Origin of the sequence: Pseudorhodobacter aquimaris, from assembly GCF_001202025.1 — a bacterium.
GTDB classification, from domain to species: Bacteria; Pseudomonadota; Alphaproteobacteria; order Rhodobacterales; family Rhodobacteraceae; genus Pseudorhodobacter; species Pseudorhodobacter aquimaris.
Map to the genome: position 1 here is coordinate 1 of NZ_LGHS01000034.1, position 22018 is coordinate 22018.

Sequence of the window (22018 nt, forward strand, 5' to 3'; positions counted from 1 at the left end):
ATATTGCCGATCTGCTTGTTGGGCTGACCGAAGCCCGGAAGACTTGGGGATCTGGATTATGCTTTCTGCATCTGCGCAACGTGAAGGGGCAGCCTTGGATACTGTTACCTGGCAGTGCATGTTCACATGCATGAGAAGGCACAAAAGAGTTTACCGCATCTACTGTGAACTTGAGCTGAACCTGCGCCCTTCGGGCCATTGCTACGCAATGCCCTGCCGGGTAACAGATCAAACCCCGCAAAAGGATGAAGCGGGACAAGCCCGACGCGCAGGTGGTGCCAGAAGCGCCGAACATGACCTCCCTCTCGCGCATGTAAACATGCGCTGCCGGGCAGCGGGTCGATGGACTTCATGGCGGATCGCCTTGGGGATGGCCGGGCGTTTCGGCTCTTGAACGTGTTGGATGATTTCAATCGCGAAGGATTGGGCATCGAGGTCGACTTTTCTTTGCCAGCGGAACGCGTGATCAGAAGCCTCAACCGCATCATCGAATGGCGTGGCAAGCCCGGCACCATAAGAGTCGGCAACGGCCCGGAATACATCAGTGGAAAGCTAATGAAATGGGCCGAGGAACAAGGGGTTACCATCCTACACATCCAACCCGGCAAACCTCAACAGAATGCTTACATTGAGCGCTACAACCGGACGGTCCGGCATGAATGGCTGGACCAATACATCATCGAAAGCATAGAGGAGGCACAAGATCACGCCACGCAATGGCTATGGACATACAACAACGACCGCCCGAACATTCCTCTCACGGTTTGCTTGCAAACCGTTGCCGGACAGCGGGGCATCGGCGGCATCACTCCCGCCCAGAAACTGAAAATGGCCGCGTAAGTTCTACGGATGCACCCCGTTAAAAAGGGGGGGATTACCCAGGCACTATGTTATTTTGTTTTTATTTGGTTATTATGACGCAAGTTCCGGGAAAACGCGGGATGATATGGGCGTTATGCCCGTTTTGGGAGGATACTATGTTGGAAAGAATATTTGGCCGCTCGCTTGGTCTGGTTGGCCCTGCCGCGTTGGCGATGATGAGCCTTGGCAGCCCCGTGCTGGCGCAAGATCAGCTCTCAATTGCGACGGGTGGTACCGGCGGGACCTATTATCCGATCGGTGGCGGTTTGGCTGAAATCGTCAATAACCACATTGAAGGATATTCCGCGACCGCAGAGGTCACCGGTGCCTCGGTCGAAAATATGGGGCTAATTGCCACAGGCGACGCGGATCTTGCAATTGGCTTGGCTGATACGGTTGCGCAAGCCTATGCGGGTACGGGAAAATTCGAAGGGCAGCAATTGCCGATGGTGCGCGGACTGGCCTCTCTCTATGCCAACATGGTACATATCGTGACGCTTGAAGGCAGCGGGATCACCAGCCTGCAAGACCTGCGTGGCAAGCGTGTCGCAGTCGGGGCACCCGGATCGGGCACCGAGGTGAATACTGCCGCCATCCTTGAGGCAAACGGCATCACCTATGATGATATCGACGAACAACGCCTGAACTTCAACGAGACCGCAGATGCCCTTGCCAATGGCGATATCGATGTGGGCTTCTGGTCGGTCGGGGCGCCGACCTCATCGGTTCTGAACCTTGCGACGACCAACAGCATCGCCATTGTACCACTGAGCGAAGATGAACTGAAAGCCGCAAGGAATGCCGATGCTACATTTGCACTGACCACTTTGGCCGGTGGCAGCTATGCCGGTGTGGATAATGATGTTGCGGTTCTCGGCATTCCGAACGTTCTTGTTGTCTCCTCCGAGATGTCCGACGATCTGGCTTATGCGCTGACCAAGGCGATGTTCGAAAATATCGCAGAGCTTCGGGCCGTCCACCCCGCTGCGAATGAGACCACGGTCGAATTCACAATGGGGGCCACGCCGATCCCGCTGCATGCCGGTGCGCTTCGTTACTATGACGAAGTTGGCGCGGAAGTTCCGGATCACCTGCGCGAGTGAAGCAAATGGCAAGAGGGGGGCTTTGCGCCCTCCTCCTCCTTATTGCGGCAGGCATGGCGGCTGCCGACCAGCTGGTCGCCACGCATGAGGATGGCACCGAGATTGCACGATTCAAAGTCGCGCGCGGCAACGGTTGGTGTGTGCTTTGGCATCATTCCGTCGAAGGGTTCGAGGTCTCGGACTGCTATGAAAACCGTGATGGCCATATGGTGCTTGTGCAATCCCATCTGCCGGATTTCGCCGCAGGCCTCGGGCATATCCCCGGCCGGGGAGAGCAGGTCTCGGACGGTGAAGGGGGTTATCTTATCCTGAATATAGATGAGCCGGTTCCCGATGATGCCTAATCCTGCGCCCCGGTCTGGGGCCCGTCGACCACCGTTTGCAGGTCGGTGACACAATCACCTCACTTTCTGCGGTAGCGCCGCGCGAACGGGTAAAAATTGCCTTGATTAGGGATACAGATTGATGGACTCAGACCCCAAAGCCACCGTGACCCCACCAGCCCAGCCGTGGATCGTGTTACGCGCGATCACAGTGATCGGTATCCTGCTGTCGCTGTTTCAGCTTTACGCGGCGGGGGTGCAACCTTTGGGGCTGTTCTTTCAGCGGCCCATCCACCTCGGCTTTATTCTGGTGCTGTGTTTTCTGATCTATCCGGTGTTCGGCCAAAACAGGCCACGGGGGTTGCTGGGCTGGGCCATTGACGCTGTGCTGATCGCCGCCAGCATCTTGGCGGGGGCTTGGGTGCCGGTCAATATCGACATTATTGCCAATCAGGTGTTCCCGCGCACGATCGACGTCTGGATCGGCATTCTGACCATCGTCGTGGTGCTGGAGGGCGCGCGCCGCGCTGTGGGCCTTGGCATGACGATCATCGGCGCCTTTTTTATCGCCTATGCCTTTGCAGGAAGTCGCGGAGAGTTGCCGTTTCTGGCCGACTGGATGCCCGGCATCCTGAACCATCGCGGCTATTCGCTTGAGCGGCTGTCCAGCCAGATGACCCTCGGGGCCGAGGGGATTTTCGGTATCCCGCTCGGGGTTGCGGCCACATTCGTTTTCATCTTTGTGCTGTTCGGGGCCTTTCTTGAGGCAACGGGTGCGGGCAAATTCTTTATCGATCTGGCCTATGCCGCCACGGGGCGTCAACGCGGCGGCCCGGCCAAGGCCGCCGTTATCGCAAGCGCGGGCATGGGCTCCATCTCCGGCTCGGCCATCGCCAATGTGGTCACCACCGGCGCCTTTACGATCCCGCTGATGAAGAAACTTGGCTACCGCCCCGCGCAGGCCGGCGGGATAGAGGCCGCTGCCTCAACCGGCGGGCAGATCATGCCACCGCTGATGGGGGCCGGCGCCTTTTTGATGAGCGAGTTCACACGGGTTTCTTATGTCGACATCGTGCTGGTATCGATTTTTCCGGCCATCCTTTATTTCGGCACCGTTTATCTGCTGGTTCACATCGCCGCCGTAAAGCAGGGCATGCGAGGATTGGATGCAAAAGACCTGCCAAATCTGCGCGATGTGCTGGCCGAAGGGTGGCATTTCCTGTTGCCCTTGGTCGCGCTGATCGCGCTGTTGGTCGCGGGATATTCACCGATGCGGGTCGGGTTTTACGCGATCCTCTCCATCCTTGCCGCGGCCTCGGCCCGTGCGCTTTGGACATTTGTATCGGGCAGCCCGTCGATGGCCGGGTTCATCGCCCTGTGCCAACGCGGTCTTGCCCTGACGCTTGAGGCACTGGAGCTGGGTGCGCGCAACGCGGTGGCGGTGTCGATGGCCTGTGCCGTGGCGGGTATCGTTGTGGGCGTTGTCGGGCTGACGGGATTGGGGCTGAAATTCTCGGCCATGATGATTGCATTTTCGGGCGGAAATATCCTGCTGGCCTTGGTGCTTGTGCTGTTGGCCAGCCTGATCCTTGGCATGGGGTTGCCCGTGACTGCGGCCTATATCGTCTTGATCATTCTGGTTGGCCCCGCCCTGACCGAGCAATTCGGCATGCCCCTGTTGATCGCCCATCTCGTGGTGTTCTGGTACAGCCAGGACAGCAATGTAACCCCCCCCGTCGCCCTGGCCGGGTTTGCGGGGGCCGCGATTGCCGGATCGAAACCGATGGAGACCAGCTTTCAGGCGTGGAAATATGCCAAAGGCCTGTATCTGATCCCGCTGTTTATGGTGTTCAACGAAGAGATCATTCTCGGTGGTCCCCTGCCCTTGGTATTGTGGAGCGGCGCGATCGCAATTCTTGCGCTTGTGGCCTTTGCCGCGACCCTCGAAGGCTTTCTCTGGGCACCGATGGCAATGTGGATGCGGGTTTTGCTGGTCCCTGGTGTGGTGGCTTTGTTCTGGCCCGCCCTGTGGGTCGAAATCGCAGGTGCAATCCTAACCATACTGCTTTTGTGGTTGAACTGGTCGCAAGCGCGTCGTGCCCCACCCCCTGCCGAGGCACCGCCAAACGCAACCGCCGGCTAAGCGGCATGTGTGCATTGGCCCGGCCATGCGGAATAAGCGCCCCTGTATCCAGCAGGGCCAAAGGCCAAGATCATCAAGCCACACCTTAAGGCTGGCCAAAGGGGACCCGCATAGCTACCAATACAAAGCCTCGAAAATACAGCATATCGAATTCAATTTCTGGGTTTCGAAATGGCAAAACCTGTAGGGTTTTAGCCAAGGGCGGCGGAAAGGCAATTCAAGCCCCTCCGCCGCCAAATGCCTAAGCGGGATGACGTCAACAATAGGGTCGGGACCCTGTTGGGCTTGAGGCTTTCGTGCTTGCATGATTCAAGCAGCCAAAATGACGGGGTGTTGACGCGCAATCTTCTCTGGCTGACGGACCTTCAAACGGAGCGGCTGTTGCCCTTTTTTCCAAAGAGCCATGGGGTGCCCCGCGTTGATGATAGACGTGTTCTGATCGGCATTATTTTCATCAAGTGCAATGGTTTACGGCGGTGCGATGCGCCCAAGGAGTATGGCCCGCCAAAGCCTCTCTACAGCCTTCGAAAGATATTGGGTGTTGGAAGCAATGGGGCGAGAAGGGGGGCCTGACGACCCACGAGCCCGTCTGATTGGCAGACCCGAACGACACGCCGCTGTCGTGCCATAAGCTGCGCCATCGGCTTGGCCTCTCCCGAGACACGATATGGCGCTGGCGGATGCTCATTCTCAACCAAATCAAGGCGATAACGCCCGCCGTTCTTTCGGGCATCATCGAAACCGACGAGACGTTCCAGCGCGAGAGCCGCAGCGGAATGGAAACACTGGTTCCGCAAGATCTGGCGCGGTCCCCTCGACGGCTACACACGGTGGATGGCAGCCCGTCGGTGCACTGATCCCATTACGATATTCCGAGCAACCATCGCGTGATCAGGTGTTCGCCAACACGATATGCTGACATTCCCTAGAACACTGTTTTCAAGCGATTTCGCATATGGGTCAAGGCAGATGCATTCTATCGTATGTTCAGAGTGTTAGACGAAAGGCACAAGGTAGCCATGTCAAATATGACAGAAAACGTAACCGGATTGGTTTTATGTTCGCGCGCCTGAAACACTGGCGGCGTCTGGGCCACCCGTTATGACCGATGCCCAAAGGTGGCCCTCTGCGCGACCGCTCTCGCCGCTACCGTGATATTCTGGTTGTGTGTCCTAAGCCTAAGGCACGTTATGCACCCTCTTCGGTGATGGCGCGCATTGCGGACAAAAAGCGGGCAACCTCTTCGCGGCTGTTGTAATGGGCGAGGGAGACACGCACCGCCGAAGCCAGCCCCAGCGGCCGCAGGATATTGCCAGAATAGTGATCCGCCTTGCGGACATGGGTTCGGATACCGTAATCGTTCAGCCGCTTCACGAGGTCAACAGAATCCACCCCCGCAACCGAGAGGCATACAAGTCCCTCGCGGGCAGGATTATCAAGCCCCCCGATCACCGACACACCATCCAGTTCGGCCAATCCCTTCTGGTTGCCGGTGCCGTGGATCATCGCATCGACAAGTGCCGCCTCTTGGGCCTTCATCGCCCGCCCCGCAGCCTCTAGTCTCAGGCGCAAATCGCTACTGTCGGTAAAACGGCCGCCCAGCCAGTCGAGGTAATCCACTACATCCGAAAATGTGGCATAGGATCCGGTATCGCGTGTGCCCATCTCCCAGTTCAGCTCTGGCCCGCCGATCAGCGCGTTATGTGGCAAGGCCGCCAGCCGGTCAGAGATCCAGGCCAAGCCGTAACCATGCCGCGAGAACACCTTATAGGGCGAGATGACATAGCCATCTATGCCCGCCGCATCGACATCAATCCCGCCGTGGGCCGCATGCTGGATGCCATCGACGATGATAAAACACTCGGGCGCCACGCTGCGGATGGCCTGTGCGATGGCGGCAATATCGACCCCCATGCCGGTCACGGGCGATGTGTGGATGATTGTGGCTACTTTCACATCGGGGGTGATTGCCGCACGGTAATCATCGACCGTAACGGTGCCGGTTGCATCATCATGCGCGACGACAACTTCTTTCAGCCCCGCAACACCGGCCCAACGCGCCGCCGCCGAGCGTGAGGCGGGATGTTCCAGCGTGCTGCCCAGCACAACACCCGGCTTTGTCACGCCCAAACAGGCCACCGAGAGCAGACGGAACAGCAGTTCGGTCCCGCTTTCACCCACAAAAACCTGCCCGTCTTTGGCGTTAAAGAAAGCATGCGCCTTGGCTTTGGCCTCATTGATCTGGCGCATCAATTCTTTGGACGCGGCATTCTCGCGGCCTTGGTTGTCGGGCATTGCCGCCATTCTTGCCGAGGTTTCCACCACCGAGTTCAGCGTCAATGACCCGCCGGCATTCTCGAAAAAGATGCGCTCCCCCTCAATGGGGCAGGTCGTGACATGGGCAAATCGGCTGCGGATCTCATCAAGCAGGCCGGTCTGGTTCTCAATCATTCTCTTTTCCTCTTGTCAGGGTGATCCGCAGGATAGCTTTGCGCTGGCGGATGCCGTTATGATTACTGTGTAGCGTGGTCGCGGATTTCCTGTGGCGTGGTTATACCCAAAAACGCCATGTCGCGGTCGACCTCTGCGGCAAGCAGGTCCATGGCATGTGCAACGCCCTGTTCTCCATGGGTTGCGGCCGCATAAAGAAATGGGCGGCCGACAAAAACGAAATCGGCGCCCAGCATGATCGCCTTGAGGACATCCGTCCCGCGCCGCACACCGCTGTCGAACATGACGGTCATATCGGGGACTTCGCGGCGGATTGCGGGCAGCGCCGCCAGCGTCGTTGTGGTATAATCCAGCTGTCGCCCGCCATGATTGGAGACGATAATACCGTCACAACCGATATCTTGTGCGATCCGCGCATCCTGTGGATGTAGCACACCTTTTATGACCAGCTTGCCCGCCCAGATCTTGCGAATAAAGCGAATGCTGTCCCAGTTGAGTTGGTCCCGCCCGATCGTCGAGCGTACGAGATCCCTGGAAAACAGCGGCGGTCCCTGAACGGCTTCCATATTCTCGAAATGGGGCATCCCGCGGGTCATGATCTCACGGGCCAAGGTACCGATGGTCCAGCGCGGATGGGTCATGCCCTGCCATGCAAGCTGGGCGGTGATGCGGAACGGGGCATCAAAGCCATTGCGGGCGTTATTCTCGCGGTTGCCCGCGACCGGTGTATCGGCGGTGACCACCAGATGGTCAAAACCCGCCTTTGTGATACGGTCCAGCAAGGCGGCGATGCGCAGGTTGTCACCGGGGATATAGGCCTGAAACCAACGGCTTGCCCCCTGGGCCGCCACCCTTTCCAGCGGTGTAAGCGATGCCGCCGAACAGATCGCAAAGCTGCCTGCGGCCCTGGCTGCCTTGGCCAAACAGACATCGCCGTCATAGGCGACAAGCGCACTGAACCCCATCGGTGCAATCGCGAATGGCAGACTGTGGGTTTCGTCAAACAGTTTTGTTTTCAGGCTTCGCACGGAGACATCGCGTAAAACCCGTGGCTGGAATGTGATCCCTTTGAACACCTCGCGATTGGCCCGCAGGGTTGCATCCGTCTCAACGCCCCCGCTGACATAGCCGAAAATGGATTTTGGCAAAAGTCGCTGCGCGCGCACCTCAAAATCATCCAGCGCATACACACCGCGCAGATTACGCGCTGTGGTGACAGCCTTGCGGCGAACGCTTGCTATGATCTTTGCCATCAGGGATCCCTGCCTATTCAGTAAAGGAGCAACCGCGCGCCTTCAGGGTGTCTATTACCCATGTCCTATCATTGGTGCCCGCAGAGATTTGGTCAATCTCCACCTGCTCGGCCGCAAACTTCTGCTGTGTTGCGGCCAGAATACGGTCGGTTTGTGCAAAAGGTACGCAGAGGACACCGTCGCCATCTGCTAGGATCAGGTCACCCGGCTCAATAATCATGCCTTCGATGGAAATCACTGTGTTCAACTCCCCCGGCCCGTCCTTGTAGGGGCCGCGATGGGTGATCCCGGTGGCGTAAAGCGGCAGGCCCATCCGGCGGATCTCCTCGGCGTCGCGAATGGCACCGTAGATGATGATACCCGCGATGCCGCGTTTCAAGGCGATGCCGGCCATGATTTCACCGATAATGGCGTTGCTGTGCTCACCGCCCGCATCGACAACAATTACATCGCCAGGCTCTGCCACGTCCAGCGCGTGATGCACCATAAGATTGTCGCCGGGGCGGCTGCGAACGGTCAGGGCGGGGCCGGCCAGAACGCTTGTCGGGTTATGGATGGGGCGAAGCTTGCTGCCCCCGGCAAACATGCGCGACATGCAGTCACTTACATTGGCGACCGGAAGTGTGCGGTAGGCCGCGACCGTCGCCTCATCTACCTTGCGTTGTCGTGTCTTGATGCAAAAACCTACGGTCATGTGTCGCTTCCTTTTATGTCGTTCAATGCGGTCAGGACTGTTTGTCCTATGATCATGCCGGTGCGGCGCAATCCGGCATGGGTAGAGGCCGCAAGATGCGGGGTTCCGATAAAGCGAAGGCCATCCGCAAACAGCGGGTTGTCGGCGCGGGGTGGCTCAATCGCAAAGACATCTGAGGCAGCCCCCGCGATGTGTTGCGTGGCAAGCGCATCTGCCAAGGCCTGTTCGTCGATGATCCCTCCGCGGGCGCAATTCACGATACATGCGCCGCGGCGAAGCTGTGCCAGCTCTGCCGTCGAGATAGATTTCTTGTCGTAGGCAGCAGGGGCAAATGCAAAAACAACAGGTCAGTTTCGCCCAAAAGTGTCGCCAGTTCGTTATGCCTGAGGATGTTCTTAGGCCAGTCCCCTTCGGGGAGCCCCGGATCAAAAGCCACAACCGTGGCGCCAAAGCCGCCTATTAACCGAGAGGCGACAGCCTGACCGATCGCGCCCATGCCAAGGATTCCGATGCGCCTTTCGGAAATTTCATAGCCGACGCGCAGGGATGTACTGACAGAATCCCCCGCGCGGATGTTCCGGTCAAGCAGATCGGGCGCACGTAACAACATCAAGGCCAAGGCCACAGCCATATCCGCTACAGATCCTGCATTGGCACCCTGCGCCCGAAAAATCTGAACGCCGCGGTTCTGGAGGATTTCCGTGTCGATATTGTCCAAGCCCGCCCCATGCTTACCGACGACCTGCAACTTCGGCAGGCGGCCAACAAGCGCGGCATTGATAGGATGGTTGCGGGCTATGATTGCGGTAATATCTGCCTCGCGTTCCGGGGGGATCGGGCCAGGGCCAAGAACTTCGGTCTGGGCGCTCAGCAGGTCATATGCGTCCTGATGGATCGGTTCGCTGATCCAGATAACGGGGGGGATGATCATTCTATACCCTTTGCGTTTTGTGAAACCAGCCAGTCCAATGCTTGTTGGACAGAGGCATCCGGCCCCTTGCCACCGGCAGCCGTCCGCGAAAATACACAGAGGGTTGCCTGTGACATCACCGGAGTTAGCCCTGCACCCTGCATCAGCGCGGTTGCTGCTTCGACCTCATGCATCCGACGTTCTGCATGGCGGGGATGGGTGCGCAGCATTTCGGTCATCAGATCGGTGACTTTCACCTCGGCAAGATCACCGAGTGCAAGTTCAAGGCCGCTGGATTGGCCCAAGGCCTCTGCGGTCAGGTTTGTTTCTACCACCAGCGCCTCTAGCCCCTTCATGAACAGGCTCCGCAAAAGTTTCAGCGTGCTTGCAGCGCCCGGCGGGCCATCCAGACAGGTGATTTTGCATCCAAACGGTGTCAGAAGGCTGGCAACATCGGCCGCTTTAGGCCCGGAAAAAACCATTGGCGTGCCAAGCCCGGTCAGCCCGACCGCCCCGAGGACGGTGCCGTCAACGAATCGCGGCCCAAGCAGATTTGCTGCCCGCTGCATGGCGTCAGGCGCAGCAGAAGTCAGGTCAAGCACAGGGCAGGTCCCTGCCCGTTTGGCAACTTCCTCGCAGATAGAGAACCCGACAGCAGCCGGTGATAAGATGATCACAAGATCAAAACTCTCGAGTGTCTCGGGCATTTCCTTGCACAGCGTGAGTTCAGTGCACCCTGCGGCCGCTCCGGCGTAAGGGTCTGACGCCGTGACATGGGCATAGGGCGCGAATCCTCGGGCATAAGCCTGCCCTGCCGCGCCGAAGCCCATAATCAATATCGCCGGTTTTCCGGGGCTGTTCGAATCAGCCATTCTTGACCCTCCACTAGTAGATTTGCGTCCTCCACGCATTCCATATGGTGAACCAGAAAAAATACAAAATGCAAGAGTTTCCAGTGTATGAAAATTCCGAAATATAGAAATAATCACCCAGATACACAAAAAAACTGCATATATATAATAGCTTATTAGATTTAAAACTGATGGCAGCAAAAAACACTTCCCACAGGCTCGATATACCCATAACGTTTATTTGTATCCGAAATCACCCGTGGGGAGCGCGGGACCTAGGGAGGGAACCATGAAGAAACTTTTCACCGCCGCGGCGGTTGTTGTCGCATCTGCTGCAGCTGCGCAGGCCGAATACCCGGAGCGTCCGATCAATATGATCGTCGCCTATAGTGCCGGTGGCGGCACCGATATCGCGGCGCGCACGCTTGCACCTTTCATCGAAAAACATTTGGGCGGCGGGGCTTCAATTGTTGTACTGAATCGGGCCGGTGCGGGCGGCGAAATCGGCTTCACCGAACTGGCACAAGCCGAGGCTGACGGCTACACGATCGGCTTTATCAACACGCCAAACATCCTGACCATTCCGATCCAACGTGATGCGCGCTATTCGCTGGAAAGTTTTGCGCCGATTGCGAATGTGATCGATGATCCGGGTGCATTCAGCCTGTTGCCGTCATCTGACATCAAGACCTTTGACGATCTGATCGCCTATGCAAAGGAAAATCCCGGCAAGGTGACATATGGCTCGACGGGTCTGGGGTCTGACGACCATCTTGCGGCGCTGGAATTTGAACGCATGACCGGCGTCGAGTTGAAGCACATCCCGTTTCCGGGCAATGCCGATGTGCGGACAGCGGTGTTGGGAGGCCATATCATGATGGCCAGCATGAATATTTCCGAGACGATCGGCGATGTGCATGAGGGCACGCTGCACGCGCTTGGCCAGATGTCGAATGAGCGTTGGGCGGGCGCGCCGGAGGTGCCGACATTCAAGGAAGAGGGCTATGATGTCGTCATGGGATCCATGCGGGGTATTGCGGCTCCGGCAGGTGTGCCGGCCGATGTGATTGCGCGGCTTGAAACTGCGTTGAAAGCGGCGGTGGATGACCCCGAGTTTCAGGAAAAGGCGGCGCAACAGCATCTGGCCTTGGCCTATACTGCCTCGGCCGATTATCTGGCAGAGCTGGAATCCCTCTCGGCGACCTTCAATGCGCTGTGGGACAATACACCTTGGGTTCAGCAGTAACCTTTGCAGCGGGGGATATCCCCCGCTGTCAGCCTGACTGTTGGAGGTCCATGTGAGGAAAGCGACAATCGAAACCGGTGCATCACTGCTTGTTTGCGCAATCAGTATTCTGGGGTTCTGGGAAGCCTCGCAATATGCTGGCGAGGGGGGGTTGATGCCACGCGGCGTCACCGCCCTGATGATCCTACTGTCTGCAATTTGGGCGGTTCAATCCGTAAGGGCGATGCGAGGCGGCTCTGTCGCGGTGATTGCACCTTCGCCAAACCAGCTTCGACTGTCAGTGATGTTGATCCTGGCCGGATTGGGGTTGCTGTTCGGGATGGCGTTTGTCGGTTTTTACACCAGCGCTGCGGTTATCGTGCCGTTGCTGGGCTATGGGCTTGGATACCGGAACTTTCGCGGCTTGGCGATCGGCACATTCCTTTTCCTGCTTTTGCTGGTGTCGGTTTTCCGCCTGCTTTTAGCGGTCCCCCTTCCCCCCGAAGCTGTCCTGAAGATGATTGGATTATGACATGATGGATATCATTCAGCACATCTTTGATGCGATCCCGCTGCTTTTGACGTTCAAGAACGTGCTGGCCATGGTGGTCGGGACGGCGATTGGCATCGCGGTCGGGGCGCTGCCGGGGCTTTCGGCAACGATGGGTATTGCGGTCCTGATCCCACTGACCTTTACAATGGATCCGATTGCCGGGCTGGGAATGATTGCGGGGATTTATAATGGCGCGATGTATGGCGGCTCCATCCCTGCAATCTTGCTGCGTATTCCGGGCACGCCTGCCGGTGTTGCGACGGTTTTTGACGGCTATCCGATGGCACAAAAAGGGCAGGCCAAGCTGGCGCTGCGCATATCACTGGTCTCGTCAAGCATAGGGTCGGCGGTTAGTGCGGTCGCGCTGTTGTTGCTTGCGCCGCCGCTTTCGATGATCGCGTTGAAGTTCGGACCGGCCGATTACTTCTGGCTGGCCATATTCGGCCTGATGACCATCGCCGTCCTATTGTCCAGCAATCCGGTAAAGGGGCTGCTATCGGCGGCTTTCGGGCTCTATATTGGCATGATCGGTATCGACATGATGACGGGGATCGAACGTTTTGCCTTTGATCAACTGGAATTGCTGAGCGGGGTCAATATCATTGTGTTGCTGACCGGGCTTTACGCCATCCCACCTGCGATCGATCTGGCCCTGAACCCGGTCAAGCCGGTCGGTGAGATCGGCAAGATCGAAGACACAACAAGAAATTTCCGCTGGTCTAGCTTGGTGCCGGTCTGGATCAAGTCTTCGGGGATCGGGGTGATTACCGGCATTATTCCCGCTTTGGGCGGCAATGTCGCGGCACTCTTCGCATGGAATGAACAGCGGCGCGGGGACCCGGACAAGGACAAATACGGCAAGGGCGCACCCGAAGGTGTCGCGGCCCCCGAATGTGCCAATAACGCCGATACGGCCGCGACGCTTATCCCGGCGCTGACGCTTGGTATTCCGGGCAGCTCTGTTGCCGCTGTGATCCTGGGGGCGTTGCTGGTGCATGGCTTGATGCCGGGGCCGCAATTGTTCCGCGACAAGGCCGATATTACCTATGCCTTTATGCTGTCCATGCTGGTGACATCCGGCTTGATGCTGGTCTTGGGCACGCTTGGGGCAAGGGCTTTTGTCAATGTCCTGAAAATGCCGACACAGCTTTTGGCGCCGATGATTTTCGTGATGTCGACGATCGGCGTTTTCGCAATCCACAACAGCATGTTCGAGGTCTGGATGATGCTTGGCTTCGGTATTCTTGGCTATTGCATGGAAAAGCTGGACATTCCGACGGCACCAGCCGTGCTTGCAGTTATTCTTGGCCCCATTGCCGAGGAAAACCTGCGCCGGGCATTGCTGATTTCGGGAGAGGGTTTTTTGAGCCTGCTTCAGGGGCCGATTTCATGGATACTGATCACATTGATCGTTGCAACAACAGGTCTGCCAATTCTTAAAAAGATGCTATTGCGCCAGAAAAGCAATGTTTCGGCAGTGGCTGGCGATGAATAACCTGTCAAAAACCATGCGTTTATTGCATGGGTCTTGGCGGTGCTGCTGTTTTGGGCGACACTGCAGATAAGAGATAATTTGCCGGTCGCGACGAGGAGCGGAAGCGTGAAAGTATCAGATACAGTCTATATTCAACTTCGTCGGCGATTGGTATCAGGTTTCTATGATCCGGGAACCCAGCTGAAAGAAGAGGCCCTTGCCGCCGAGCTGGCCGTAAGCCGGACGCCGGTCCGTAACTCTATTGCGCGCCTTATATCCGAAGGTTTGTTGACCCCGGGTGAAAAGCGTGGCGCCTTTGTGACCCCTTGGCGCGAGGAAAACACCGCCGATGTCTTTACCTTGCGCATCCTGCTTGAAGGGCATGGCGCCTATCTTTGTGCGACACATGCATCCGACGACCAGATCGCGCTGCTGGAGCGGACCTGTCAGGAAATGGAGCATCACTTTGCCACCAAATCCCCGGACTGGATCAAGCGGATGGATGCCGGAAACCGGGTGATACATGAAATGTTATATGAAGGCTCATGCAGCCCCCATTTGCGATTATCGGGGCGGCATTTGCTGGAAGTTCCGCAGGTAATAGGTGGTTTTTACATCTATGACGATGCCGATATCGAAGAAAGCCTGCGTCAGCACAGGGAGATTGTAAAAGCGATAAAACTCCGAAACGGGGATTGGGCCCGTTCCGCAGTCAGTTGCCATCTTAGTGCGGCGCTGGAAAGGTTTCGTCGTCGAAACCCTGCTGAGGATGGACAGGGCTAGGGTAAGCCCTGAATGCTAAGCGGTGTTTGCCCGCGGCGGCTTAGGGATAAAAACTGACAGAAGGGCAGCCCTTGCGCGTTATCTGAACGTCTTTTGATGTGATGCCCGGTTGTATGACGAAGCGGCATCCCGAACAGAACCGTCAGCGTTGGGCAATCCTGAATAACCGTATCGCTGGACTGCTGCCTAACGCGCATGCGCTGCCGGGAAATGGATGTTCAACGATTCCCGTTGCTTCAACAGGTTTTTGCAACTGGGTCACGGCGGGAAAAAGGCGTTCGGGAAATGCCAATTCCACCCAAATTTAACCCCCGCAACTATCACAAACAACTTTAAAGTGATTTTTCTGAGGTTGCTTAGGCACAACAAACATCTTTAAAATTGTAGCAATCGCCTATTCCGCTTGATAGAAATCACATGCCTTGCGTAGAAGTCATGATCACTTGGTTCGGGTATTGGATCAGTGGCATTCTTGACAAAGGCAATCTTGTGAAAACCATCGTATCGGACGTTAAGGGAAATCAGGAACGTTACGTTCATGCCGAGCGCTTCACCCAAGAAACATATCCGATTCCAGTAACTTATCGTTTGCGCGGCCCTTTGGATCACTCGCGTCTGGCGAATGTTATTGATCGCATTGTCGCGGACACCCCTGTTCTTATGACGCGGTTCGCGACGTCTGAAAAAGGGATCGCGGCCCATCGTGCCACAACTGCCCCCCGCCTTGACACAGAGACACTGCCTGAAGGGACAACGGACAGCGATCTTTACACGCTGGTCCAGAATACGGTGTTCCAGAAACCCGAAGAGCTGACCGCGCATGAGATGGTGCGCCTTAAACTCTATCAGATCGGGCCGGATGATGCGCTGTTGTTGCTGTCTTTGCACCATGCGGTGTCGGATGGCATGTCGATGGGGCTTCTGGCCCAGCAGATCGAGGCTGGATACAACGGAACAGCCATTGAGGCGGGCACGGATTTCTATGCCGTCACCAAAGGGCAAACCCCCAGCGAGGCCTCGCGCAACTACTGGAACGATCATCTGGCCGGGTTTGAACAGCCCCCAAAGATGCCCGAGGACATCGCCCTTGCGCGCGAGACCTCCGACCCGCATCCGGTCGTCGTACCACTGGACAGATCCCGTCTGGAGCAGCTCGCGCAGGCTTGGGGCGTCACACAGTTTTCAGCCTTTGCCACGCTGTCGCAGGCCGTATTCGCCCGCTCGGTCGGGGCCGCGAAAATGGCGCTCAGCTTTCAAAGCGCGGGGCGCAGGGCCATTCCCGAGAGCGCGCGCTGTATCGGGCCGTTTTCCAATGCCTTGATCCTGACGGCGGATCTGGTGCCGGATATGCCGCTTGGCGATCTGGCCGCCGAGCAACAGCGCCGGATCCGGGATGCCCTGCGCCATGAGGATTACCCCTATCAGGCCGTGGTCCGTGATACCGGCTTGCAGCCGAGCTTCGGGATCAACTGGTTTCCGGCCGCACCGCCGCTGCACTTGAACGGCCTTGCCGCCGCCGCGCGCGCGCTGGTCGATACCCGCACCAATTACGACATCGATTTCCGGATCACCGAGGACGCAGATACCCTCAATCTGGTGGCCTATTACAGGTCACATCTGTTCAGCCGCGCCCGCATCGAACAGGTGGTATCGCTTTTTGTCCAAACCCTCGACCGCGCGGCCAAGGCGCCGGAACTGGCGCTAGAAGCGCTCTTTGATCCCATCGCCCCGCTTGCCATTCCGCAAACCCATAGCCGCACGACGGAACGTCTGTTTGACGGTTTCCTGAAACAGGCCCGCCAGACGCCGGAGCGCACCGCCCTTTTGGGCGAGGGTTGGAAGATGACCTATGGCGAGGTTGAGACCGCCTCGGCACAGCTTGCGCGCAGGCTTGTGGCACAGGGTCTTGGCGAAGGGTCGCGGATCGGGATATTGGCCGAACGTGGCCCCCAGCTGGTCTGGACCGAGATTGCCGTGCTTCGGATCGGGGCCACCATGGTGCCGCTCGACAGCGCCTACCCTGAGGAACGGCTGCGCATGTTGGCGGGCATCGCGCGGATCGATGCGCTGGTGATCCCCAAAGCGGGGCTGCGCCCGGATTGGCTGGGACCGGAGCGCAAGCTGATCGGCGCGGTTGACCCAGAGGCGGCAATCCCCACAGCCGAGGAAGTACCCGACGCGCTGATTGAGGCCGGTGATGCCGAAAACCCCGCCTATATCCTGTTCACATCGGGGTCGACCGGAACGCCCAAAGGGGTGGCCACGGCCCATGCGCCGGCGCTGCACTTCCTCAACTGGCAGCGGAGAACCTTTGATATCGGGCCGGATGACCGTTTCACCAACCTCAACGGTGTCGCCCATGACATGATGATCCGGGATATCTTTCAGCCGCTCTCGACAGGTGGAGAACTGGCGATTCCGCATCAAGAGGATATCTACCGCCCCGGTCGGCTGATCGAATGGGTCATCGCCATGCGGCCCACGGCCATGCACCTGACCCCCGCAATGGGGAATTTGCTGACCATGGCGGCCAAGCCGGGCCAGACCCTACCGATGCGGCTGATCTTTTCGGGCGGCGACCAGTTGCTGCCCAGCCTGACCGACAAGCTTGCGGTCTTGGTCCCCGATGCGCAGGTCGTGAACTTCTATGGCGCGACCGAAACCCCCCAAGCCGCCACCTATCACGTGGCGCAAAAGGGCACCGCCCTCAAGAGCCACCCTATCGGGCGGGGCATCGACGGTGTCACTGTACGGATAGTGGACAGCGCTCATCAACCCGTTGCCCCCGGTGTGTCTGGTGAGATCGCCATCATCAGCCCGTACCCAAGCCTGGGCTATGTGCAGGACGGAAAGATCATCCCCCATGCGCAAACCGGCCTTTATTTCACCGGCGACAGCGGATTTGAACTGCCCGATGGCGAGGTCATGTTTACCGGCAGGCAGGATGACCAGATCTCTATTCGCGGCTACCGGATCGAGCTGGGAGAGATCGTGCATGCCCTGACCCGCGTCCACGGCGTTCAGGACGCAAAGGTGTTGCTGGATGACCGCGACGGCAATCAGGCGCTGGTAGGGTTTGTTGTCATGCGCCCCAATGCGACCGCGGATGCCAACCATCTTTACAAAGAGCTGTCGCGGGTGTTGCCGCATTACATGGTGCCCAAGGATATCGTCTTGATGGATGCCTTCCCGCTGTTGCCCAATGGCAAGCTGGACCGCAAAGCACTGCTGGCAACCCCGCGCGACAGCACCGGTCAAATCGCCGGCAGAGAAGCAGAAACCGCCACCGAGCAAGAGCTTTGCGATATCTGGGGCCGCGTGTTGGGACTGGCACATGTCAGTCCCGATCATAATTTTGTCGATCTTCGCGGCGACAGTTTGAACTTTGTCGAGATTTGTCTGGCAACCGAGGCCATCATCGGCGATCTGCCCCATGAATGGGAAGAGATGACCATCTCTGAAATCGCGGCTCTGCGGTCGGATGGCGAAACCCGCAGCCTGATCAAATGGATCGAGACCCCGCTTTTCGTCAGGGCGGTGGCCATCGTTCTGGTCGTCACCCTGCATCTGAAGACATTCTCGCTGGGGGGCGGTTCGACCAGCGCCCTGTTCATGGTCTCGGGCTTTTTGATCGCAAGGCTACAGTTGCAGAACGCCTTTACCCTCAATTCAGTTACCCCCTTCTGGCAATTGATCGCCAAAGTGATGATCCCTTCCCTGCTCTATGTGCTGGCGATCGCGGGGGTGGAAATGTTTCTGGGCAAGCCAACCGCATTGGAGGCGATCTTCTTTGTCGAGGATTTCGTGAACATGCAGGATCGGGGCCGGATGATTTCCGAGGGCCACCTCATCCCCCTGTGGTATATAAGCTGTTTCTTCCACATGCTCTTAATGTTGATGGGGGCGCTGTTTGTCTCAAGACATCTTTTCAAAGAAAGCCTGACACCGCGAAACTTTGTCTTGGCGATGGTTATTCTGGGGCTTGGGCTACGCTTTTTAACGCCGCTATTTTTGGTGGATGATTACCCAATGGCGAGTATTCATTCGATGTCTGCAGTTGCCCATATGCCAAGCACGCATTTTGGTATCTTTGTTTTGGGAATGGGGATCGGATTGGCGCAAACGTCCCGGGACCGTCTGCTTTATACCTTGTTGACAGGGGTTTACGCTTTTGGAAGCTATGCCGTTCTGGATTCACTAACCCCCTATCTGATCGGGATTGTGGGCATCATGATGATTTATATCACACGATTGCCAATCCCCAGACATCTTCACCGCGGGGTTTTCATGCTGTCAGGGGCGTCCTTGTTTATCTATCTAACCCATCAGCAATTTGCGAAGATTGGCACCGCACTTCATCTGCCCCATGGCAGCATGGCGCTGGTTCTTCTGGCGATCGGTGGGGGGATCCTTGTCTGGATGGCGTGGCTCAAATTTGTATCCATGCTGAGTGGATATACGAACGGTAAGGTCTCAGCATGACAAAACACGCGTCTAGTAGAACGGATCTTTGGCTGGTGGGTGGTAGCGCAAGGCGCTGTGAGGCCGGACCGCATTATAATGGTGCGGCCCGTTCGATGAGAACGCTGCGCTTCGCGTAGCGTATGGCAGACCTCACCGTTGAGCAGCTCGTCCTGGTGCCCGAAATTGAAGCGCTCGCAATAGCCGTTTTCCCACGGTGTTCCTGGCGCGATAAAGGCTGTTTTTGCGCCAACGGCTTCCATCCAAGCACGCACCTTCTTGGCAATAAATTCTGCGCCATTATCCGCTGCCCGTCAGCTGTTTGCATGCAAACCGCAGGAGGGAGATCTTGTGAACTCGGGCGGGGCGACTTGTTCGGGCGGGTGCCCACCATCACAGAGTTGTATTCGCTGATCGATTTTCGCGGCGTTGATCAAAACGGGTTGGAAGATGACACCGTTTCTGACTTTGCACCCTTCCTCAACACGGCGATTTTCGATTTCGGCTATGGCGACGTGGACGCGGGCGGTCGCTTGATCGATGCGCAGATGGCCACCAGCACGTTCAAAACCTCAACCACAATGCATGGGCGCGACCACGCAATGTTTTGAGTGAACTTCGCCAATGGCCGGATCAAGGGCTACCCTTTGAAACTGCGCAAGCAGGAGGACCTGTTTTACGTGATATATGTGCGCGGCGACACCGGCTACGGCGTGACCGACCTGGCCGACAATGGCGACGACACTGTGACCCATACCGCAAGCGGCCTGATGTGGACGCAGGCAGATAGCGGCGCGTGCGGCACCAAGGGCAGACAGAAACGTGTCGAACCGCAAATATGGAACCGTGGTTGTCGAAATGCCGAAGCGAGTGGCCCAGCTTTTCCAGCCCGGGCGTGATCCGGAGCAGGCGATGGGAGGCCAGCCCGCCCGATGACGAACGCGTTTGAGTAACTCAGGCTATGTAAGCGGTGCGATCTTCTCCGATAACAGTTCCAATTTGTGACCATGGGGCCAGCCCCCCGAGCCGTAGCGTATGCGAATTACATCGTCGACATCCGCTTCGTGCGCGCCAAAACCATAGATTGGATAATCAATTGCCCTCTGCAATGCCGCTTAACCTTTCAAGGCGCGTCAGCAGCCACAATTCAATGGTCGATTGTCTGGCCGAGATCGTCATCTGACCCCGACCTGACCCAAAAAGTGCTTGGAACCGTCACGCAGATTGGTGAGTGCCATGTGCACATGGGGCAAACAAGCTTCGCCATCTACAGTAAGTTCAACGGCGCGTGCCCTTTTGAAAAAACGAGAGGTGCCAAGTTGCTTTTTCCAGAGTCCCGATCCGTTGGCTGACGGCCGATTGTGTTAATCAAGTTTCGCCCGCCGCCGCTCCTTCGAGCGCACGTATCCACTCCACGGGGGCATTTTGAACGGAGTGCCTGACATTAGCAAATCATAATCTTAGGGTTGGTATTGTAAATCTGACCTTGTGCCATACTGCCGCGATGTTATCGTTATGAATCTGCGAACAAAGGACAGCATCATGATGTCAGTTATTATCGCCCCAATGGGCACCCACTTGACAATCTCGTCCGAACGTCCGGCATAACAATTTCACACCATCTGGCTGCGCGACAATGCCAATGACCCCGAAACACGGTCAACAGCCAATGGTCAGCGTCTGACTTCGCTGCGGGATATTCCGGCGGGTACATGCATCAGCAGCGCCGAACTGAAGGGCCTGGCTGTGTTGGTCAATTTTATCCCCGAAAACAAAGAAGTCGCCTATGATCTGAACTGACTCGCAGTAAATGCATATGACGCAGAGCGGACCCAGCAACGCGGATGGACGGCCCCCAAAATTGAAACTTGGGATTCAGGATTGATGGGGAGTGTGCCCGCCAGCGATTGTGCGGAACTGTCCCAGAACAATGATGCCCTGCGCCATTGGCTCGGCCTGAAAGGCAAGTTTGGATTTGGCAAAGTGGTAAATGGCATTTCGAGGCTCGAACCAAAGTCAACCCAACGAACCTGGTATATACAGGGCTTGGACTTCAGGCGCATACCGACAACCCTTACCGTGACCCTGTCCCGACGGTACAAGTGCTATATTGCCTCAAAAATTTGGTTGCGGATGGAGGGAAAATGATTGTAGACGGGCTTGCTACCACGCAACGTCTAAGCGATGAGAATGGAGATTATTTTAACATCCTCGCAGATAACTATGCCCGCTTTTAATATGCAGGCGAAGCGGATGCCTGCTTAACATTGAGCTACTCCCCATCGGCTGGACAGGATATGGCGTAAATTAAGCTACTCCCCATCGGCTGGACAGGATATGGCGTAAATTAAGCTACTCTCTGCTCCTGCTGATCGTGTTGTGTTCTGTCATTTCTCAGCCAATAGACCACGGCTGGCGGCATGCCGCCAAGGGCTGAGTGTGGGCGTTGGTTGTTGTAAAAGGTCATCCATTTCCGGATGCCTGCCTTCGCTTCTGATCCGGTCTCCCAGGCATGCAGATAGACGCACTCGTATTTCAGGGTTCGCCAGAGCCTCTCAATGAAGATGTTGTCTAGGTAGCGGCCCTTCCCATCCATTGAGATGCGCACGCCGGATCGGCGTAGCCGGTCAGTCCAGGCAAAGGACGTGAACTGAGATCCTTGATCGGTATTCATGATCTCGGGCGGGCCGAACTTGTGGATGGCCTCGTTCAGTGCCGCAACACAGAAGTCCGCCTCCAGCGTATTCGAGATGCGCCAAGCCAGCACCTTACGGGTGTGCCAATCCATAATGGCGGCCAGATACGAGGAACCCTCGGCGCATGGGCAGATAGGTAATATCCGAGCACCCACTGACCGGCAACACATGCTTGCATGTGTGAGAGGGGAACTTGGTTCGGACGCTCTACCCGCAGACCTCTCAGCAGGTAGGGAT

15 protein-coding genes and 5 pseudogenes are annotated in these 22018 nt (G+C 57.2%); 13 read left to right on the top strand and 7 right to left on the bottom strand.

All coding sequences use genetic code 11. The features are described 5' to 3' along the window. From AKU94_RS19015 to AKU94_RS20835, 6 genes and pseudogenes are all read left to right on the top strand, one after another. Window positions 1-840 (top strand): annotated as a pseudogene (locus AKU94_RS19015) (integrase core domain-containing protein); the annotation flags it as partial. Between the two features lie 137 nt (window positions 841-977). After that, the gene (locus AKU94_RS04750) at window positions 978-1964 is read left to right on the top strand and encodes a TAXI family TRAP transporter solute-binding subunit (protein ID WP_050526205.1); all 987 of its coding nucleotides are present in this window, start codon (window positions 978-980) and stop codon (window positions 1962-1964) included. A 53-nt stretch (window positions 1965-2017) separates the two neighbouring features. Next, on the top strand, window positions 2018-2308 hold the full coding sequence (locus tag AKU94_RS20250; RefSeq protein WP_232295687.1) for a DUF1850 domain-containing protein: 291 nt from the start codon (window positions 2018-2020) through the stop codon (window positions 2306-2308). A gap of 121 nt (window positions 2309-2429) precedes the next feature. Next, a complete protein-coding gene (locus tag AKU94_RS04760) occupies window positions 2430-4430 on the top strand; it encodes a TRAP transporter permease (protein WP_050526190.1) in 2001 nt (666 codons plus the stop codon). Window positions 4431-4763: 333 nt separating this feature from the next. Beyond that, window positions 4764-4952: pseudogene (locus tag AKU94_RS04765) on the top strand (IS5/IS1182 family transposase); the annotation flags it as partial. Window positions 4953-5110: 158 nt separating this feature from the next. Beyond that, window positions 5111-5287 (top strand): hypothetical protein, encoded by a 177-nt coding sequence (locus tag AKU94_RS20835; RefSeq protein ID WP_157056416.1) that lies wholly within the window; start codon window positions 5111-5113, stop codon window positions 5285-5287. A 331-nt stretch (window positions 5288-5618) separates the two neighbouring features. Here AKU94_RS20835 and AKU94_RS04770 read toward each other — a convergent pair whose 3' ends face one another. From AKU94_RS04770 to AKU94_RS04795, 5 genes and pseudogenes are all read right to left on the bottom strand, one after another. After that, entirely contained in the window at window positions 5619-6881 is a 1263-nt protein-coding gene (locus tag AKU94_RS04770; RefSeq protein ID WP_050526192.1) for an aminotransferase class V-fold PLP-dependent enzyme, read from the bottom strand. A gap of 62 nt (window positions 6882-6943) precedes the next feature. Next, window positions 6944-8134 carry an alpha-hydroxy acid oxidase gene (locus AKU94_RS04775; protein WP_050526193.1) on the bottom strand — a complete coding sequence of 397 codons (1191 nt, stop codon included), beginning with the start codon at window positions 8132-8134 and terminating at the stop codon, window positions 6944-6946. A 13-nt stretch (window positions 8135-8147) separates the two neighbouring features. After that, complete coding sequence (locus AKU94_RS04780; RefSeq protein WP_050526194.1) at window positions 8148-8828, bottom strand: RraA family protein; 681 nt, start codon at window positions 8826-8828, stop codon at window positions 8148-8150. Beyond that, window positions 8825-9759, bottom strand: a pseudogene (locus tag AKU94_RS04790) (NAD(P)-dependent oxidoreductase). Before AKU94_RS04790 ends, AKU94_RS04780 begins: the two are co-directional and overlap by 4 nt. Further along, on the bottom strand, window positions 9756-10610 hold the full coding sequence (locus AKU94_RS04795; protein WP_050526197.1) for an NAD(P)-dependent oxidoreductase: 855 nt from the start codon (window positions 10608-10610) through the stop codon (window positions 9756-9758). The pseudogene AKU94_RS04790 and the gene AKU94_RS04795 overlap by 4 nt, the downstream one beginning before the upstream one ends. Window positions 10611-10878: 268 nt before the next feature. Between AKU94_RS04795 and AKU94_RS04800 the strand changes: the two genes are divergently transcribed. The 5 genes from AKU94_RS04800 to AKU94_RS04820 all read left to right on the top strand — a co-directional run bounded on the left by AKU94_RS04800 (window position 10879) and on the right by AKU94_RS04820 (window position 19106). Then, on the top strand, window positions 10879-11835 hold the full coding sequence (locus tag AKU94_RS04800) for a tripartite tricarboxylate transporter substrate binding protein (RefSeq protein ID WP_050526198.1): 957 nt from the start codon (window positions 10879-10881) through the stop codon (window positions 11833-11835). A 52-nt stretch (window positions 11836-11887) separates the two neighbouring features. Further along, window positions 11888-12346: a tripartite tricarboxylate transporter TctB family protein gene (locus AKU94_RS04805; RefSeq protein ID WP_198144832.1), complete on the top strand. Its 459-nt coding sequence runs from the start codon at window positions 11888-11890 to the stop codon at window positions 12344-12346. A 1-nt stretch (window position 12347) separates the two neighbouring features. Next, window positions 12348-13862, top strand: a complete 1515-nt coding sequence (locus AKU94_RS04810; RefSeq protein ID WP_050526200.1) for a tripartite tricarboxylate transporter permease — start codon at window positions 12348-12350, stop codon at window positions 13860-13862. 105 nt (window positions 13863-13967) lie between these two features. Beyond that, window positions 13968-14624, top strand: coding sequence for a GntR family transcriptional regulator (locus tag AKU94_RS04815; protein WP_157056417.1), 657 nt, complete (start codon window positions 13968-13970; stop codon window positions 14622-14624). 489 nt (window positions 14625-15113) lie between these two features. Beyond that, entirely contained in the window at window positions 15114-19106 is a 3993-nt protein-coding gene (locus tag AKU94_RS04820; protein ID WP_198144833.1) for an AMP-binding protein, read from the top strand. 24 nt (window positions 19107-19130) lie between these two features. Here AKU94_RS04820 and AKU94_RS20265 read toward each other — a convergent pair. Then, window positions 19131-19393: pseudogene (locus tag AKU94_RS20265) on the bottom strand (integrase core domain-containing protein); the annotation flags it as partial. Window positions 19394-19732: 339 nt separating this feature from the next. Between AKU94_RS20265 and AKU94_RS04830 the strand changes: the two are divergent. After that, a complete protein-coding gene (locus AKU94_RS04830; RefSeq protein WP_157056420.1) occupies window positions 19733-19984 on the top strand; it encodes a hypothetical protein in 252 nt (83 codons plus the stop codon). Window positions 19985-21031: 1047 nt separating this feature from the next. Continuing rightward, the gene (locus AKU94_RS20840) at window positions 21032-21322 is read left to right on the top strand and encodes a TauD/TfdA family dioxygenase (RefSeq protein WP_083444936.1); all 291 of its coding nucleotides are present in this window, start codon (window positions 21032-21034) and stop codon (window positions 21320-21322) included. A 110-nt stretch (window positions 21323-21432) separates the two neighbouring features. Here the strand turns inward: AKU94_RS20840 and AKU94_RS04835 are convergent. Continuing rightward, window positions 21433-22018: pseudogene (locus AKU94_RS04835) on the bottom strand (IS3 family transposase); the annotation flags it as partial.